Annotated in this window: 16 protein-coding genes; 9 read left to right on the top strand and 7 right to left on the bottom strand. The window is 60.6% G+C overall.

Annotated elements, in window-relative coordinates; translation table 11 throughout:
- The first annotated feature begins 54 nt into the window (after positions 1-54).
- From LZ518_RS04525 to asnB, 4 genes are read left to right on the top strand one after another with little or no spacing between them, the layout of a single operon-like run.
- The gene (locus LZ518_RS04525; protein WP_249914827.1) at positions 55-1,026 is read left to right on the top strand and encodes a class I SAM-dependent methyltransferase; all 972 of its coding nucleotides are present in this window, start codon (positions 55-57) and stop codon (positions 1,024-1,026) included.
- 19 nt (positions 1,027-1,045) lie between these two features.
- On the top strand, positions 1,046-2,335 hold the full coding sequence (locus tag LZ518_RS04520; RefSeq protein WP_249914826.1) for a glycosyltransferase family 4 protein: 1,290 nt from the start codon (positions 1,046-1,048) through the stop codon (positions 2,333-2,335).
- On the top strand, positions 2,332-3,459 hold the full coding sequence (locus tag LZ518_RS04515; protein ID WP_249914825.1) for a glycosyltransferase family 4 protein: 1,128 nt from the start codon (positions 2,332-2,334) through the stop codon (positions 3,457-3,459). Before LZ518_RS04520 ends, LZ518_RS04515 begins: the two co-directional genes overlap by 4 nt.
- A gap of 12 nt (positions 3,460-3,471) precedes the next feature.
- Positions 3,472-5,454 (top strand): asparagine synthase (glutamine-hydrolyzing), encoded by a 1,983-nt coding sequence (gene asnB, locus LZ518_RS04510; RefSeq protein ID WP_249914824.1) that lies wholly within the window; start codon positions 3,472-3,474, stop codon positions 5,452-5,454.
- 10 nt (positions 5,455-5,464) lie between these two features.
- Here asnB and LZ518_RS04505 read toward each other — a convergent pair whose 3' ends face one another.
- From LZ518_RS04505 to surE, 6 genes are all read right to left on the bottom strand, one after another.
- Positions 5,465-6,544: a nucleotidyltransferase domain-containing protein gene (locus LZ518_RS04505; protein ID WP_249914823.1), complete on the bottom strand. Its 1,080-nt coding sequence runs from the start codon at positions 6,542-6,544 to the stop codon at positions 5,465-5,467.
- Positions 6,541-8,472 (bottom strand): asparagine synthase-related protein, encoded by a 1,932-nt coding sequence (locus tag LZ518_RS04500; RefSeq protein WP_249914822.1) that lies wholly within the window; start codon positions 8,470-8,472, stop codon positions 6,541-6,543. The genes LZ518_RS04505 and LZ518_RS04500 overlap by 4 nt, the downstream gene beginning before the upstream one ends.
- A 311-nt stretch (positions 8,473-8,783) precedes the next feature.
- Positions 8,784-9,044 (bottom strand): PqqD family protein, encoded by a 261-nt coding sequence (locus LZ518_RS04495; RefSeq protein WP_249914821.1) that lies wholly within the window; start codon positions 9,042-9,044, stop codon positions 8,784-8,786.
- 2 nt (positions 9,045-9,046) lie between these two features.
- Positions 9,047-9,901, bottom strand: coding sequence for a hypothetical protein (locus tag LZ518_RS04490; protein ID WP_249914820.1), 855 nt, complete (start codon positions 9,899-9,901; stop codon positions 9,047-9,049).
- Positions 9,894-11,636: an ABC transporter ATP-binding protein gene (locus tag LZ518_RS04485; protein ID WP_249914819.1), complete on the bottom strand. Its 1,743-nt coding sequence runs from the start codon at positions 11,634-11,636 to the stop codon at positions 9,894-9,896. The genes LZ518_RS04490 and LZ518_RS04485 overlap by 8 nt, the downstream gene beginning before the upstream one ends.
- A complete protein-coding gene (gene surE / locus LZ518_RS04480; RefSeq protein WP_249914818.1) occupies positions 11,636-12,406 on the bottom strand; it encodes a 5'/3'-nucleotidase SurE in 771 nt (256 codons plus the stop codon). The genes LZ518_RS04485 and surE overlap by 1 nt, the downstream gene beginning before the upstream one ends.
- 244 nt (positions 12,407-12,650) lie before the next feature.
- Here surE and dksA point away from each other — a divergent pair, with 244 nt between their 5' ends.
- Positions 12,651-13,115 carry an RNA polymerase-binding protein DksA gene (gene dksA / locus LZ518_RS04475; RefSeq protein WP_249914817.1) on the top strand — a complete coding sequence of 155 codons (465 nt, stop codon included), beginning with the start codon at positions 12,651-12,653 and terminating at the stop codon, positions 13,113-13,115.
- A 67-nt stretch (positions 13,116-13,182) separates the two neighbouring features.
- Here dksA and LZ518_RS04470 read toward each other — a convergent pair whose 3' ends face one another.
- The gene (locus LZ518_RS04470) at positions 13,183-13,338 is read right to left on the bottom strand and encodes a YdcH family protein (RefSeq protein ID WP_249914816.1); all 156 of its coding nucleotides are present in this window, start codon (positions 13,336-13,338) and stop codon (positions 13,183-13,185) included.
- A gap of 164 nt (positions 13,339-13,502) precedes the next feature.
- Here LZ518_RS04470 and LZ518_RS04465 point away from each other — a divergent pair, with 164 nt between their 5' ends.
- The 4 genes from LZ518_RS04465 (at position 13,503) to LZ518_RS04450 (ending at position 15,885) form a co-directional block, all read left to right on the top strand.
- The gene (locus tag LZ518_RS04465; RefSeq protein WP_249914815.1) at positions 13,503-13,700 is read left to right on the top strand and encodes a YdcH family protein; all 198 of its coding nucleotides are present in this window, start codon (positions 13,503-13,505) and stop codon (positions 13,698-13,700) included.
- 101 nt (positions 13,701-13,801) lie between these two features.
- The gene (locus tag LZ518_RS04460; RefSeq protein WP_249914814.1) at positions 13,802-14,293 is read left to right on the top strand and encodes a DUF1465 family protein; all 492 of its coding nucleotides are present in this window, start codon (positions 13,802-13,804) and stop codon (positions 14,291-14,293) included.
- A gap of 18 nt (positions 14,294-14,311) precedes the next feature.
- Positions 14,312-15,457 carry an iron-containing alcohol dehydrogenase gene (locus LZ518_RS04455; protein ID WP_249914813.1) on the top strand — a complete coding sequence of 382 codons (1,146 nt, stop codon included), beginning with the start codon at positions 14,312-14,314 and terminating at the stop codon, positions 15,455-15,457.
- Positions 15,454-15,885, top strand: coding sequence for an acyl-CoA thioesterase (locus tag LZ518_RS04450; protein ID WP_249914812.1), 432 nt, complete (start codon positions 15,454-15,456; stop codon positions 15,883-15,885). The genes LZ518_RS04455 and LZ518_RS04450 overlap by 4 nt, the downstream gene beginning before the upstream one ends.
- The last annotated feature ends 82 nt before the right edge of the window (positions 15,886-15,967 follow it).

The raw sequence follows: 15,967 nt of genomic DNA, 5'->3' as shown, positions 1-15,967 counted from the left end.
CGCGGTCCTGGGCATTTATCATCGATTTCGCCAACGGCGCGTAGGAGCCTGGAGTTGAACGAGGACTGGTCGCGCTTCTACGATCCGGAATTGCAGCAGCCGCTGCGGAAATCGTCCGGCTCATTGGCTAACGCGGTCGGACGACAATATCCGATCGTCGACTCAATTCCCCGGTTCGTGTCTCGCGACAATTACGCCGCCGACTTTGGCGCCCAATGGAACCGGTTCCCTGCCACCCAGCTCGACTCCCATACGGGCCGCGCTATCTCGGAAAGCCGGCTCGCGAGATGTTTCAGGGGTGAATTGCCAGCAGTTGCCGGCCGTGCGGTGCTTGAAGCCGGATCGGGTGCTGGCCGGTTCACCGAAATACTGCTCAACCATGGGGCGGTGCTCGACAGTTTCGACTTTTCCGCCGCGGTCGAGGCGAATGGCAGGAACAATGGAAAGCGGAGGATGAACCTTGCACAGGCCGATATTCGCGCCATGCCTTTCTGCAAGAATGCCTACGACTATGTGGTGTGCCTCGGCGTGCTGCAGCACACGCCCGACACGGAAGAAAGCATTGGCAAATTATGGCAGATGGTGGCGCCCGGCGGCAGGCTCATCATCGATCATTATTGCTGGAACCTGTGGCTGCGGCTCCCCCCGCCGCTGGGAGACGCGGAGAAATTGTACCGACAGCTCATCCTCCGATTGCCGCGGGAAAAGAGATGGCCCGCGGTGAAGCGATTGGTCGACTTCTGGTTTCCGATTTACTGGCGGTTCCGGGACAACCGGCTGGCCCGGAAAATCCTTGCCCGCGTCGGCGGCATCCACTTCTACTTCGGCCAGATTGAGCTTGGTGGCCGAGAGGCCCACTATGAATGGTCTCTGCTCGATACGCACGACGGGATGACCGACGCCTATAAGCGATATCGGACACCTCGCCAGATCAGGCGGGCCCTACAGGCTCTGGGAGCGGTCGACATCAACGTGCGGAAGGGCGGCAACGGCATCGAGGCTTGGTGTCGAAAGCCGGCATCCTGACCTGGTGGGTCGATCATACATGAGTTCCCGAAGCGCAGACGGCGTTCGCAAGCTGCTGGTGCTCGACACATCCTATACGCTCGAGATGGTTCGTCAGCGAGGCCTGGAAGCACCGATCCTGTGCCGGGACCTTGACGGCTTCTTCGAGCATGTGTGGAGCGTCCACCCGTTTGCGACGCTGCTCACATCGGAGGAATGGGGTCCAAGATTTGGCAAGCCAGCGAGCTACGAGATTGCGCCCCGGCACACCGTCATCGAAGGTAAGGTCGGCCGCTTCGCCGCCTTGAGAAAACTGTTCGCGATCAATTTCCTGCTCAGTCAGGTGGGATTGTTTCTTGCTTTGCGAAGGCTCGTGCGGGCAGAGGGCATCAGCGTTATCCGCGCGGGAAGCCCGTTGTATCTAGGGCTGTTCGGCTGGGCCCTCGCACGGTCTTGCGGAATTCCTTTGGTGATCCGTGTCGGAGGCAATTTCGACAAGACATTCGAGGCAACGGGCGTCCCACTTGAACCCAGGTTGATGCGAAGTCGGCGCGTTGAAAAAGTCGTCGAGCGATTCATTTTTCCGCGGGCCGACCTTGTCGCTGGTGCCAACCAGGACAATCTCGACTTTGCGCTGGCAAATGGCGCCAGGCCAGAACGCTCGACCCTGTTTCGATACGGCAATCTGATTGACGAGCGGCACCTGACCGAGCCGGCAGGGCGGCCGAAGAGCGAGGACGTGCTCGCGGCTATGGGCGTCAGGCCGTTGGAATTTCTGCTCTACATTGGGCGGCTTGAGCCGGTAAAACAGCCCGATCATGTCATTGAGACGCTGGCCGAGGTTCGTCGACGGGGTTTCGACGTCAAGGCCGTGTTGGCGGGCGATGGGCGAATGAGATCAGAGCTTGCCGACCAAGCCCGCGCGCTTGGCATTGAGGGCGCAACCGTTTTTGCCGGCAACATTGACCAGGATCGTTTGGCCGAGTTGATCCCGGTCGCGGCCGTCGTCGTTTCTCCCCATACAGGCAGAGCGCTCGCTGAAGCCGCGCTCGGTGCGGCACCGATTGTCGCCTACGATATCGACTGGCAGGGCGAGTTAATCGAGGACGGAGTCACGGGCCTTCTGGTCCCCCATGGAGACCAAGGTAGGATGGCCGAGGGGGTTGTCCGCCTCTTGTCGGATCGGGAGGAGGCGCGGCGGCTCGGTAACGCGCTTCGCCAACGCGCGTTGACCATGCTGGACCCTGCCAAGCTCGACGAGCATGAGCGGCAGGAATATCGCAAGTTGCTGGCGCGGTTCGCTGCGCGTTACCGAAGAGCGCCCTTGTGACCGAGCATCCGCTCAACTTGCTTTTCGTGATCAAATCACTCGACTCCCGGGGTGGCGGGGCGGAGCGCGTGCTATCGGACGTAAGCGCCGAGCTTGTCCGGCGCGGCCACCGATTGACGATCGTCAGTTTCGATCCGCCCGGGTCGACGGACTTCTACAAGATCGATCCCCGCATTGCGCGCGTGAAGGCAGGCATTGGCAATGTAAGGGGCAAATCGCGGATTGGCGAAACGATCAAGCGCATCGCCGCCGTTCGAAAGGCCGCAACCAGTTTGCGACCGGACGTTGCGATCGGGTGGATGCACAGTGGCTACATCCCGCTGGCAATGGCTTTGGCCGGCACCAGAGTGCCCTTGGTCGCCAGCGAACATATCGATTTCAGCCATTATCGAACCGTTCCGATGCAGGGCCTAATGATCCGGCTGCTCGCAAGTCGATTCGCAAGCGTCACGGCGATCAGTGACCGGGTCCGTTCGGGGTTCCCGCCCGGCCTCCGGGATAGAATGATCGTCCTGCCCAATCCGGTGACTGCGGAGCCGGAGCGGCTGGCGGACCCGGTGGGTGGCGCGGAAAAGATATTGCTGACGGTCGGCCGCCTGTTCGACCAGAAAGACCATCGCACGCTGGTCGCGGCCTTCGCGCGGATCGCGCCGCGGAATCCGCAATGGCGCCTTCGAATAGTTGGCGAGGGTGAGTTGAGGCCGGACCTTGAAAAGCAGGTCGAGGAACTCGGGCTCAAGTCGAAAGTCGATCTCCCTGGCGTGATTGATGACATTTCGGCGGAATATGACGGAGCCCAGCTGTTTGTGCTGCCGTCCAAATATGAAAGCTTCGGCCTGGCCACCGCCGAGGCATTGGCGCATGGCCTGCCAGCGGTCGGGTTTGCCGATTGCCCCGGCACCAATGAGCTGATCAAGCACGAGGTGAACGGTTTGCTGGCCCAGGGCGGAGACCGGGAAGCGGCACTCGCGGACGCCCTGGAAAGGCTTATGACCTCCGAAGGGTTGCGGCAGGCTTATGGTGCTGCCGGACCGAAGTCCGTCGCGCACTTTTCAGTCGCGGCCATTGCCGATCGCTGGGAATCACTACTCTATCTGATGGCGGCCGGCCGAGCGTTGACGTAATCGGAGAATATCATGTGCGGAATTGCCGGCATATTTTCAGGCGACGGAGTCGACCCGGCAACACTGACGCTTATGGGCGGCGTGATTACTCATCGCGGGCCCGACGACCACGGCATTTGGGCCGACGAGGAAGCGGGTATCGGCTTCGCCCACCGCCGATTGTCGGTCGTCGACCTCTCCCCCATGGGCCATCAGCCGATGCATTCGCACAGCGGTCGCTTTGTGATCTGTTTCAATGGCGAGATCTATAATCATCACGAAATTCGCGCCGAGCTGGAGGGTCGGGGGCTCGCGCCGGAAGGCGGCTGGCGCGGACATTCCGATACGGAAGTGCTGCTTCAGGCGATTGAAATTTGGGGCCTGGCAGCAACTCTTGAACGGTCGGTCGGTATGTTCGCCCTTGCGTTGTGGGATCGCCGAGAGCGGCTGCTGCATTTGGTCCGCGATCGTTTCGGCGAAAAGCCGCTTTATTACGGCTGGGTCGGCCATGAGTTCCTTTTTGGATCCGAGCTGAAGGCGCTGCGCGCTCACCCGCGCTTCGACAATGAAATCGACCGGGAAGCTCTGAAGGCCTTTGCCTCACGCACCTACGTGCCGGCTCCACTGTCCATCTATCGTGGCATATACAAGCTTGAGCCGGGCTGCGTCCTGACCCTTGACCGAACGGCCCCTGGTGCGCCCCTTGCCAAACCTCCGGTTGAAGGCGAGGGAGGCCCGGTCCAGCTTTCTCGCTATTGGTCCTACCGGAAGGTCGTCCAACAAGGACTTGATGATCCAATCGAGGAAGAAGCCGAGGCGCTGAAGGCGCTTGAGCAGGCCCTGGCAAAATCGATCATGGGCCAGTCGGTTGCCGACGTGCCGGTCGGCGCCTTCTTGTCGGGCGGGATCGACAGCTCATCGATTGTTGCCCTCTACCAGAAATTTTCCCCTCAACCCGTTCGAACCTACACCATCGGCTTCAACGAAGACGGCTTTGACGAGGCTCAGCATGCCAAGGCCGTGGCCAGGCATTTGGGTACCGTCCACCACGAACATTATGTCACGGTGAAAGAGGCCCGCGACGTCATTCCGCTACTTCCGGCGATGTATGACGAGCCATTCGCCGATAGCTCTCAGATTCCGACTTTCCTGGTTAGCCGATTTGCTCGTCGGGACGTCACGGTTGCGCTGACAGGGGACGGTGGGGACGAGCTCTTCGGTGGCTACAATCGCCATGTCCAAGCGCCGCTCCTGTGGCGGCAGCTGCGGCGGTTTCCCCAGCCATTGCGATCGCTTGCGGCCTCGCCTCTGGCGCAGTTGCCGGTTGGATTCTGGTCGGCCGCCGCGCGGTTGTTCGCAAGCGGCGAGCAGCCGTTTCTCGGCGCCAAGATTCAACGGGGCCTTCGGATCGTCGGCGACGCCTCAAGCGCAAACGACATCTATCTCAATTTCCTCGACGAATGGAGCTTGGAGACTAACCCCGTGCTGGCGCCCGGCAGCCATCGTTTCGATATGGACGCCGGCGACGATGCCTCTAGCGCCGTTCGCATGATGTATTGCGATGCGGTAAGTTATTTGCCGGACGACATCTTGTGCAAGGTCGACCGCGCTTCAATGGCGGTCAGCCTGGAAACCCGGGTGCCGTTCCTCGACCACCGGGTCGCGGCGTTGGCAGCGCGCATTCCGATCGGAATGAAGATCGATGGACTCAAGGGCAAAAACATTCTTCGCAAGCTGATCCACCGCGAAGCGCCGGCTGCAATGTTCGATCGACCAAAGGCGGGGTTCGCCGTTCCGGTCGGTGAGTGGATCAAGGGGCCATTGCGCGAGTGGGCGGAAGATTTGCTCAATCCCGCGGCCATGGCCGAGGAAGGCTGGTTCGATCCGGCAATCGTCCAACGGCGCTGGCGCGACCATCTTGCGGGCCGACGTGATTCCACGCCTGCTATCTGGGCAATATTGATGTTCCAGTCCTGGTTGCGCGAGCAGCGCCGCCCCATGGCGCTGGCAGCCTAGTTCCAGTCCGTCATTTCGGTCCGAAGATGCTGCGGGCCTGCCGCCACATCTCCGAGACCTTGAATCCAAGATCGGGCTTTAGCAGCAATTGCGTCCAGTGGATTGCCCAGGTGCCGAAGGGCAGGTCTGTCGGATCGCGCAATTCTTTGGTCAGCATTCGCAGGGCAACCGAGCTGAGTTTGCGTGTCATCTGGTCGGAACCAAGCGATCGCTTCAAGCTGGGCGCTGCCGCCAATGTATCAAAGAGCTTGTCAGCGAGGAGCAACGCCTGGCCGGCTGCGCGTCCCGCGCCAAGTTCCTGCGAGCGGTGATAGAGCTGCTGGATTTCGTCGCCACTCTTGCTGCTAAGCCAGCCTGCGAAGTCAGCGATCCATTTGAGCCGGAACCATGCGCTGGAGGCGCCATGGACGGTCAGATATGCAAACAGTTCCTCTTGGGCCAGAGTAGAAAGCGACTGCGCCGGCGCAATCTCGACTTGCTGTCGCGGAGAATGGACATCGATCGTCGGGATTAGCCGCGCATTGTCAGCCAGCCGGGGGTGGAGTTCGACATAAAGCTCGTTGTGCCTACTCCACAAGGAATCCTTCCGCATACGATGCCAGGCCTTAAGGTGCTTAATGTCAGAGGGTTCTCGGACCGAAAATCCCCGATCAAGCAACAGCCGGGCCGCCGACGCGAGATCAGCCGGATCCGTGAGGAGATCGATGTCCCAAGCCATCTTCAGCATCGGTGCTCGATAGGCCAGCGCCCCGACCGTGAGGCCCTTCACGAACAACAGCGGGACGTTCGACTGATCGAACAGCTGCTGAAGTTCCCTGCATTCGGCTGCGATCGCCAGGTTGGTAACCGCGATTAGCCTTGCATCGGAGGATAGCGCATTCCTCGCTTCGACCGGCAAACGGTCCGAAAAATGTCCGACGGCATTCCACACCAGTCCTTGGACACGGTGGCGGCGGGCGAGGGCAACGACGAGATTCCAATCGATCGCTTCATGAACGTCCGGCCGCGATCTTTCGTCGACAGTCGCAAAGTTCCAATGACAGCATCGGGCCAGGAGAGTGAACTCCCGGCCGAGATTGTCGCCGATCACGGTTCGTTTCGGCCTTCGACATATTTGATGAACCGCGCCGTGAGGAGCACTCGTGGCACCGCAAATTCAAGCGGGTACATTCTTTGCGGATTTATGTCCGTTTGATCAGGCCAGTCGAGGAGCGCGGCTTTCAATTTCTTCAAGTCGAACATGGCGGCAAACCGGCTATCGCTCTCAAGGCGATCGAATTCCTCCAATATCTGGTTGCGGCGTCTGCCGATGCGCAAATGCCAGTCGGCGTCCCAGCGACCATGTAGCCGGTTAGCGCGCTGCTGCTCGGGCATGATCCCCTTGCCCATCTGCTTGGCCAGCCAGCGCATTTGCCCGTCGCGCATATACATCCTCGTAGGCAGCCCCCAACAATATTCGACCAGCGGGCGATAGGCCATCGGGTCCCGCTGTGGAATTCCGTACAACTGCTCGAACGCTTGATACATTTCCGCAGCCTCGCCATCGTCGTTTTGAAGAAGCAGGCGGCGTGCGTGGGCGGCACTCCGGGGCTGGTATCGTTCATAGACGAGACCCGCTGCCGCCAGCCGCTGGTCTGCTCCCGATGCCTGCCGGTAACTCCGGCTGAACGGCTGCATCAGATCGAGCATGCTGGTTCGATCGGGGAAAATCAGCTTGCGGGCACGCCACCAGAGCGCATTGGGGAGCAACGGCTGAAGCGAACGAGCGACAAAGCTTCGCAAGATCGGGCGTTTCTGGCTCGTATGATTTTTCAGTGCCATCCAGAGCTGGCGCCAGCGGCCCTTGAACAGATATTCGACGAAGCCCCAGGCGCCCTTGTCGCTAAAGGCGTAATTTCCCCAGTCCGACACCAGCAGGACGTCGCAGCCCTCGCGCACGGCCCCCGCAAAGATTCCGTGAAATACATACATGTTGCAAAGGCCGGTCGGCGCCGCACCCATGGCATGGAATAAGTCGTTCAGGCGATGATCGTGCGCATAACCTTCATTGGCGGTGAAGTGCGGCTCGATTTGCGGATGCATGGCGGCAAACGCTTCAACCATCGGCCGCTCGTTCCCGATCATGTCTGGTGGAGCGATGCCGTCATAGCCTTCCTCAGGATGAAAGGTGAAAGTGGGCAGCTTTTCCTGGGGTGGAATGTTCTTGAGCGCGCGGGTGACGATCTGCGGAGAATCCAGACCCGCGGACAGTGTCACGCCTGGCCTGTTAAAACCAGCGAGGGAGACCCTCACCGCGTCATCGAGCAACTGGCTGACGCGCGCGACGCATTCCGCATCGCTGTCGACCTGGATCGGAGCGATCGCCGAGGGATCATAATATTTGATGAGTTTGCGGGGTTCTCCGCGCTTGAGGTCAATCGCGCAGCCCAAGGGAACGCGGGCTATTCCTTCGAACCAGCTCGCCTCCTGGTCAGTGAAATTTATCAGGCCGCTATCGGCCAGGCGGCATTCGTTTAGTTTTTTGGTGACACCTGCCGCAAGGAGCGCGCGCGGAACCGACGAAGCGGCAACCAATTCTTCCGATTGAAAGTAATAGAGAGGCGGCGCTCGAAGCGGGCTCCGGCAAAGCCGGACCCTGGCCTGATCCGGCTCGACAATTAACGTACAATATTCCCCGACGATGCGGCGGTCGGCTTCGTCCGCCCATTTTTCCACTGCAAGGCCATAAATCAGCGCTGGATCGGAGGACCTCACATCGACCTGCGCCGCGATTTCCGCCACATTGTCAAAATAGCCATGGAACACGATGATCCGCCCGCCGGGCAAGGTCGTCGGGCGCCAGGTTCGACTAGTAGCGAGCGTTGGCCGGAGTGGGCGATAAGCGAAGTGTAAGCGGCCGATATCGACTGCGCCGGCGTGGCCGCCGATCCCCGCGCAAAGCGATGCGCCAAGCCGCGCCGCGGTTATTTCAGAAGGGTAGTGTGCTGTATCGAGCCACGGCCAGGCGAATGCCAGCATGCGAGCTAATTATTTGGAGAAGCGAAAATCTTAGGTCTTCGCGCCGGCGCCCTGGGAGCCACTTCCTTGGGAATTGGCAACATCCTTGATGGTCCCAAGCCGCCTGACTTCCGGCCTTGTCCACACCTTTGACTTGCTGGTGTCATTCTTCATGCCGAGCTCCTCAACGCGACTGGCGGCACGGATGGTGCCAAGGCCAAGCTATTAATGCTTAAATAGCCCAAGCGTTGCAAGGGGCTGACTGGGTGCTGGCGGACCGCGGTCCATTCGGCCTGCAGGGTGGCTGCAGCGGCATCAGACAATTCTCAGCGTCAGGAAACCAGGCCGGCGCTCCTCAACTCAACCAGGAAGGTATCGATCTCTGCCGCAATTTTTGCCTCTTTGACTCCATATTCGTCAACCAAGGCCCGCAGCAGTCCGGCGCGGTCGCGGCTGCCATCAATCAGACGCCAGGTGGCGGCAGCGGTGTCGGTCATCGAAAAAAATTCGCCAGTGTCGAGACGCATAACGATGACCTCGTCGTCGATTTCGGTTTCGGTGAACCTGTCTGGCCGCTTAGCAAGAACGCTCATACTCACCTCGTCCGATCGAGTTTGACATATTCGGCGACAAGCGAAACCCCTTCGTGAAATCGCGCCGCCTGATGCGGCCGGACGAACCGCGCCATGGGGATTTGCCGCGCCAGGCGGGCGCGGTGGCCAAATTGATGGAGCCGGTCGAACTGTTGAGCAGCTTCGAACAGGCGTGCCGTCTGGTGCTCGTCCTGAAGCCCCAGGAGTCGCTCGGAGCCCGACAGCAGGCTGATGGCTGGATCAGCTCCCTCTTCCAGGAAAATCAGCTGGCCTATCGGCAAAGCCATCGCGACGGTTCCGTCGAGCGGCGCCGCGTAATATTTGTCGTAGGTTTCCGACACTTTTTCCTGCTGCGCGGCGCCAGCCAGTTCGAACGCGTCGGGCCTGAGCTTCAACCGCTTGTGGCCCGGCAGGCACATGATGCGATCGGGTTCGGACAAGTCCAGCACGAGCGTGTCGTCGCAAAACATCGGCAATCCGTGCCTGCCAAGTGCGGCAACCAGCGTGGACTTACCGGAGCCTGCAGGGCCAGTGAATGCGAACACCAAATCGTTGTGCGCCACTGCCGAAGCATGGATCGGGAGCAGGCCGTTCATGCTGGCAATTGCGGCGTAGACTGACCCGTTCAGCCAAAGCGATTCCTCGCTCAGATCAACGGCAGCGCGACGATGAACAGTGACGCCGCTGCCGATGCGGTAATAGAAATAATGGTCTCCTTCGCCCCGCAGAAGAAACTCGTCGTCCTTCATCTGCCAGGTCATCGGTGAAAGTGGGGCGTTGAGCAGGCGATCCGGGGTCGGGCCGAATGACACCCGGGTCTCTCGCTCCATCAGCAGCTCGGCCGGCAGCCTATCCATCGTCTGCGACCAATCTGCCTTGAGCCAATCGCACAATCCGATCGCAGCCTTCAATCGTCGAGCGGCGATGAGCGACAATGACGATTGTGCAGCCCTGCGCCTGCAGCGTGCCCAGCGTTTTTAGCACCGCCGCTTCGGTTTCGTCGTCAAGTGCGCTGGTTGCCTCATCGAGCACGAGTACCGGTGCATTCTTGTAGATTGCCCGGGCCAGCGCCAGCCGCTGCCGCTGTCCGCCTGATACCCGGGCTCCGCGCTCGCCAATTTTCGTCTGGAATCCATCGGGCAATGCGTCGGCAAATTCTGTCACTTGCGCAATCGCCGCAGCTCGGCGGATGCGATCCATGTCGATCTCCGCGCCATCGACCGACAGCGCGATATTCGCGGCAACACTGTCATCCGTGAGGAAGATCGCCTGCGGAACATGTGCCACGGATCGCCGCCATGCGGCCAGCCTCGAGCCCGCCAGCTCTTCTCCGTCGATCAAGATCTTGCCTTTGCTGGGCTCGATCAAACCCATTAGCAGGTCGGCCAGCGTGCTCTTTCCGCTGCCGGTCTTGCCGGTAATTGCCGTCCGGCTGCCCTTCGGAATTTTCAGGCTGATTTCCTCGACCGCGGGTTGGCCGCGATCCGCATATTGGAAGCAAACGCAATCTAGTTCGATCGAGGTAGTCAACGGTATCGGTTGAATATCTTCGGAATCGTCTGCGATCGGCAGATTTATCAGCTCCGCAACCTCGCCGATTATCGGACGGGAAGCGGCCAGATTTGCCCAGCCCGAATATAACTGACTCATCAGAGGCAAGAGCCGCTGGGCGCCAAGCGACAGCGCGCCGAGAACCGGCAAGGCAGCTATCAGGCCATTCGGCTGACGCGAAATTGCGACTGCCAGAACCGCGATAAGGGCGAGCCCGAATGCCTCGACCAGGATCCTGGGTGCGGCGACGAGGAACGCGGCACGCGCGCGGGCCGACATGAACCGCGCGTCGATCGCTCGAAAATTTTCGACCCGGGCCCGCTGCGAGCGGTCCAGCAGGATGTCCCTGATCCCGCCGAGACTGTCCTGCGCCGACTTCAACCGGGCTTCAAACGCCTCCCTGATGACTGCCGCATCCACGGTCAATCGCCGCCGTGCGACCAGCATTGCCGCACCATAGAAGCTTCCGATCAGCAAGGCGGCCAGCGTCGCGCTGAGCGGATCGATCGCCAACAGGACTCCGAAGACAAATAGCGAAATCAGGGCCGAGCTGAGAGACTGTAGTCCTTGCAAGGCGGTGCTGAAGACCAGGAAATCGACCTTGTCGAGCGCTGCCAAAAACTCACTCGAATGGCGTTGGACGTGAAACAGATAGGGCTGGTGGATCAGCCGCCGCTGGATCTCTACGTCCAAATCCTGCCCAAGGCCGAATGAGAATCGTTGGCTAAGCCAGGAGAGTGCAAGCCTGAGCATTGCCGTTACCGAGACGGCTATCATGAACGCGACGGCCGTGACGATCAGGGGATCGGCCCTCACGAGGCCGCCCAGCCCATCCAGCACATCAGTCAACTGCGTGATCTTGGTCGATGCCAAGCCGCTACCAGCAAGCTGCGAGAGGAACGGCACGATTGCCGCTACCATCAGCATTTCGGCGATCGCCGTTGCCGGCATCAGCAGGGCCAGCAGGGCCAGTTGCCGCCGCCGGATGCGCGACATTGTTCGGGCGATGATCTTCAGCTCTTCGCCCAGGGATTCAGGCATCAGTCCCGCTCGAACCGTTCCGCCAATGTGGCGAGGCCCCGCTCGTGGGTCAGGTCGAGATGCAGCGGGGTCACGGCGACATAACCGTCCGCCACAACTTCGAGGTCGGTTTCATGACCGGCGGTCTCGACAGTTGGCGCCAAACCGAACCAATAATAGCGATAGCCTCTGGGATCGGTTCGTTCGACGATCCGCAGGCGGCCATAGTCCCTGATGCCTTGTCGGCAAACGCGGATACCTTTTACCGCTTCAGGGGCGAGCGCTGGAAAATTGACGTTGTACAGCGTTCCCGTGATCAACGGCACTTCCATCAGGGGTCGAATTGCGCGTTCGGCCCAGGCTTCGGCGGCGGCGAAAGGGATAGTGTCGCCCATGCCCTCGCGCGCATAGACCTGGCTCAACGCGATTGAGCGGACGCCGGCCAGTGCACCCTCCATCGCCGCGGAAACGGTCCCCGAATAGGTCACGTCTTCGGCGAGGTTGGCGCCGCGGTTGATCCCTGACAGGATGAGGTCGGGCGGAGCGTCCTTCATGATGTGGGCGAGCGCCATCATCACCGCGTCGGTCGGAGTGCCGTTGACCGCAAATTTGCGCTCTCCCAGGCGGCGAAGGCGGATCGGGCGAGTAAGGGTCAAGGAATGGCCGGCGCCTGACTGCTCTTCCGCCGGGGCGACCGCCCAGATGTCGTCCGATAACCGCGCGGCAATGGACTCAAGGACCGAAAACCCCGGTGCATGGATGCCGTCGTCATTGGTCAGGAGGATACGCATCGGCAATTGCTATGCGGATTGTGCGGCCTTGGGACAACCACCTGCGTTTTCCCGGCAACAATCCACAGTTAATTTGGCAATTGGTCGGTCAGTCCTTGTTAAGGAGCAAAGCCTTAACTATGAGCGCCATGGGGATACTGGTATGACCGATATAAGTATCGGGAATGCCATGAGTATTTGCCTCCGGCCGCTACCGTTGGCCCGGTCGCGGAAGCGGCAGGCGCTTGTGTCGGGGAGGGTGTTGATGGCTACCGCTCTTGTGGACCTATACGGTTCCGGGTCCGAACAATTCGACCAAATTTTGCTTTCGGACGATTATCGTCCGGCCGATAGCGAAGAGTTTATGTGTGTTGAGCAGCGCGCTTATTTCCTGCGCAAGCTCCGGGACTGGAAAGAATCAATTATCGAGGAAAGCCGTGCGACGATGGCGCAGCTCCAGGTTGATTCGCTCCGTGAACCGGACATCGCCGATCGTGCATCCAGCGAGACGGACTGGTCGATCGAGCTTCGCACCCGCGACCGGCAGCGCAAGCTGATTGCTAAGATCGACGCCGCCGTCCGCCGCCTTTACGATGGCGAATATGGCTATTGCGAAGTCACCGGCGAGCCAATCTCGCTGGCCCGCCTTGAGGCTCGTCCGATTGCGACGATGACCCTCGAGGCCCAGGAAAAACATGAACGCGTCGAACGCGTTTCGCGCGACGATTAACACTCCGTCTCAATAAAAAAGGCCGGCAGCTCGATAGAGCGCCGGCCTTCTTTCTGGCCTACGAGAGCTAGTGTCCTACTAGCTCATCTTTCAGCCGAAGCTTTTCTTTCTTCAAACGCGTCAACAGGTCCACGTCCGGGTGCGGTCGGTGCTCTTCGGCGTCAATAATTGCGTGAAGAGCAGCGTGTTTGGATGCGATCGCCTCGGCATAAGCCTTGTCCATCGGTCAATTTCCTTTCGTTGGCTGACGCGTGACAGTTCAGTGAATAAATCACGATTTGATGCATTTGTCGCTAGGAAAGCGAACGGTTTGGCTGGCCCTCCATGCGGCTCGCCGATGACCGCCCACCGGGTGACGGCGAAGCGCCCATGCTGTAAGATAGGCGAATGAACGATGATGATCCGCGCGAGGTCCTGGCCTTGCTCAAGGCCGAACATCGCCGTCTCGACAATGAAATCGAAATGTTTCGGACGACTGGCAATTGCGACCAGCTCGAACTGGCGCGGATGAAGAAGCGAAAGCTCAGCCTCAAGGACGAAATTCAGCAGCTCGCCAACCGGATTATTCCCGACATCATTGCATAGCTTTGCTGTCCGAGCGCGGGACAGCCCGTTAAGCGCTAGTTGCCGTTCTGCCCAGTCAGGCGTTTTCTCCGGCTCGAACCCATGGCAACATCGACGAGACTATGAACGAATCGGACGACGAGAAGGGACAGGAAGCGCGGATCACGCCGCGCCTGATCGACTCCCTTTATACCGAGGCTATGATCCTCGCCGATGAGGCGCGTGCCTATTTCGATGAGGCGGGGCGTGACGATCGGCAAAGCCTTGAGCCGTTCGCCCGCGTCGGATTTGCCTGCGAGTCGCTAAAGGTTACGACGCGCATCATGCACATCGTCGCCTGGTTGCTGACCCAGAAGGCGGTCGAAACCGGCGAGATCAAGACGGCTGACGGTCGCCGGCCGGAACGCCGGCTGGGCCATGCCAACGACAGCGATCCGATCGTGGTCGGGCAGCTTCCCGAGGCAGCGCAACGGTTGATCAACGCCAGCACCGACATCTATGCCCGGATCCAGCGGCTCGACGAAGGCCAGTTGAACGACGAGCCCGCGCCGAGCCCGGCGCGTGCGCTGATGGGCCGCCTTGAACGCGACTTGATCTGGAACCGCAACGGCTGAGCGGTTACGCTCCCGCCGATGCAACCCTTCACCTTCAATCCCGGTCCCCGGCTGATCAGCGGCGATGGCGCCGCTACCAAGCTGGCCGATGTCCTGCCCGAAGGCCCGTGCCTGTTCGTCACCGACAAGGATGTGTTCCGGCTCGGCCTGACCGACGATTGCCGCGATGCGCTAGAAGCGAGCGGCCGCAAAGTCATCCTGTTCGACGCGGTCGAAGCCGATCCTTCGAAGGAAACGCTGTTAGCGGCAGTCGATGAGGGACGGCGTCATGACGTCAATCATGTTATCGGCTTCGGCGGTGGCAGTCCTATGGATGTCGCCAAGCTGGCCGCCTATCTGCTCGGCTCGGGCGACACCCTCGACGAAATCTGGGGCGTCGGCTTGGCCAAGGGGCAGCGCCTGCCGCTGGCCCTGGTTCCAACCACGGCCGGCACGGGCAGCGAAGCGACGCCGATTTCGGTCATCACCTGTGAAGGCGGAACCAAGCTGGCGGTGAACGCGCAGCCGCTGATCGCCGACTATGCGGTGCTCGACGCTGGCTTGACGCTTGGCCTACCGGCTCATGTCACCGCCGCCACCGGGATTGATGCCATCGTCCATTCGGTCGAGGCCTTCACCTCGGCCCGCCTGAAAAATCCACTCTCTGATGCGTTGGCACGGGAAGCGTTGGGCCTACTTTCGTCAAACCTCCTCAAAGCGATCGAAGAGCCGGGCAACGTCGAGGCACGCTCGGCGATGCTGCTTGGCGCGCACCTCGCCGGGATCGCCTTTTCCAACGCACCTGTCGCGGGCGTCCATGCGCTGGCCTATCCGCTGGGCGGCATCCACCATTTGCCACATGGCCTCAGCAACGCGCTGATGCTTCGCGTCGTCCTGCAGCACAACAGTGAAGCAGCGCGCGACCTTTATGCCGAGCTGGCGCCGATCCTCGCGCCGGAATGCGAAGGGCAGGGCAGCCAGGCCCGCTGCGCCGCGCTGATCGAGCGCCTTGATGGCCTATCGTTGGCCAGCGGCCTCAAGCTGCGCCTTCGCGACCATGGCATCGTTGAAGATGATATTCCGCTGCTGGCGCGAGAAGCGATGAAGCAGACTCGCCTGCTGGTGAATAATCCTTGCCCGATCGAGGAAGAGGATGCGCGGCGCCTTTACGAGGCCGCCTGGTGAGCCGTCCGGACCGCCATGGGCGGGATGCCTATCGCTGGTACATGACGATCGCCACCCGCTGGGCGGACAATGACGCCTATGGTCACGTCAACAATACAGTCTTCTACCAATGGTTCGACACGGCGGTGAACGGCTGGCTAGTCGAAGCAGGGCTGCTCGATATTGAAACCGGTGATCCAATTGGCCTGGTGGTCGAGACGGGCTGCTCATACTTCGCGCCTTTGAGCTTTCCCGGCGATATTGAGGTGGGGATAGCCATTGAAAAGCTGGGCAGCTCAAGTGTTACCTACCGGATCGGCGTGTTCGGGTCGGGCCAGGCGGATCCCTCCGCTCAGGGCCATTTCACCCATGTCTATGTCGGCCGCGATAACCGCCGCCCGACCCCACTGCCCGAAGCCTGGCGAAAGAAGCTGAGCGAACTCCAATAGTCGTCACCCCGGACTCGATCCGGGGTCTGCCTTCTTTTATCCCTTTGGAGAGCTGCAAGCGGATCCCGGCTCAAGGCCGGGA

This window comes from Sphingomonas brevis (assembly GCF_023516505.1).
Lineage (GTDB): Bacteria > Pseudomonadota > Alphaproteobacteria > Sphingomonadales > Sphingomonadaceae > Sphingomicrobium > Sphingomicrobium breve.
This window is presented reverse-complemented; position numbering and strand designations above follow the sequence as displayed.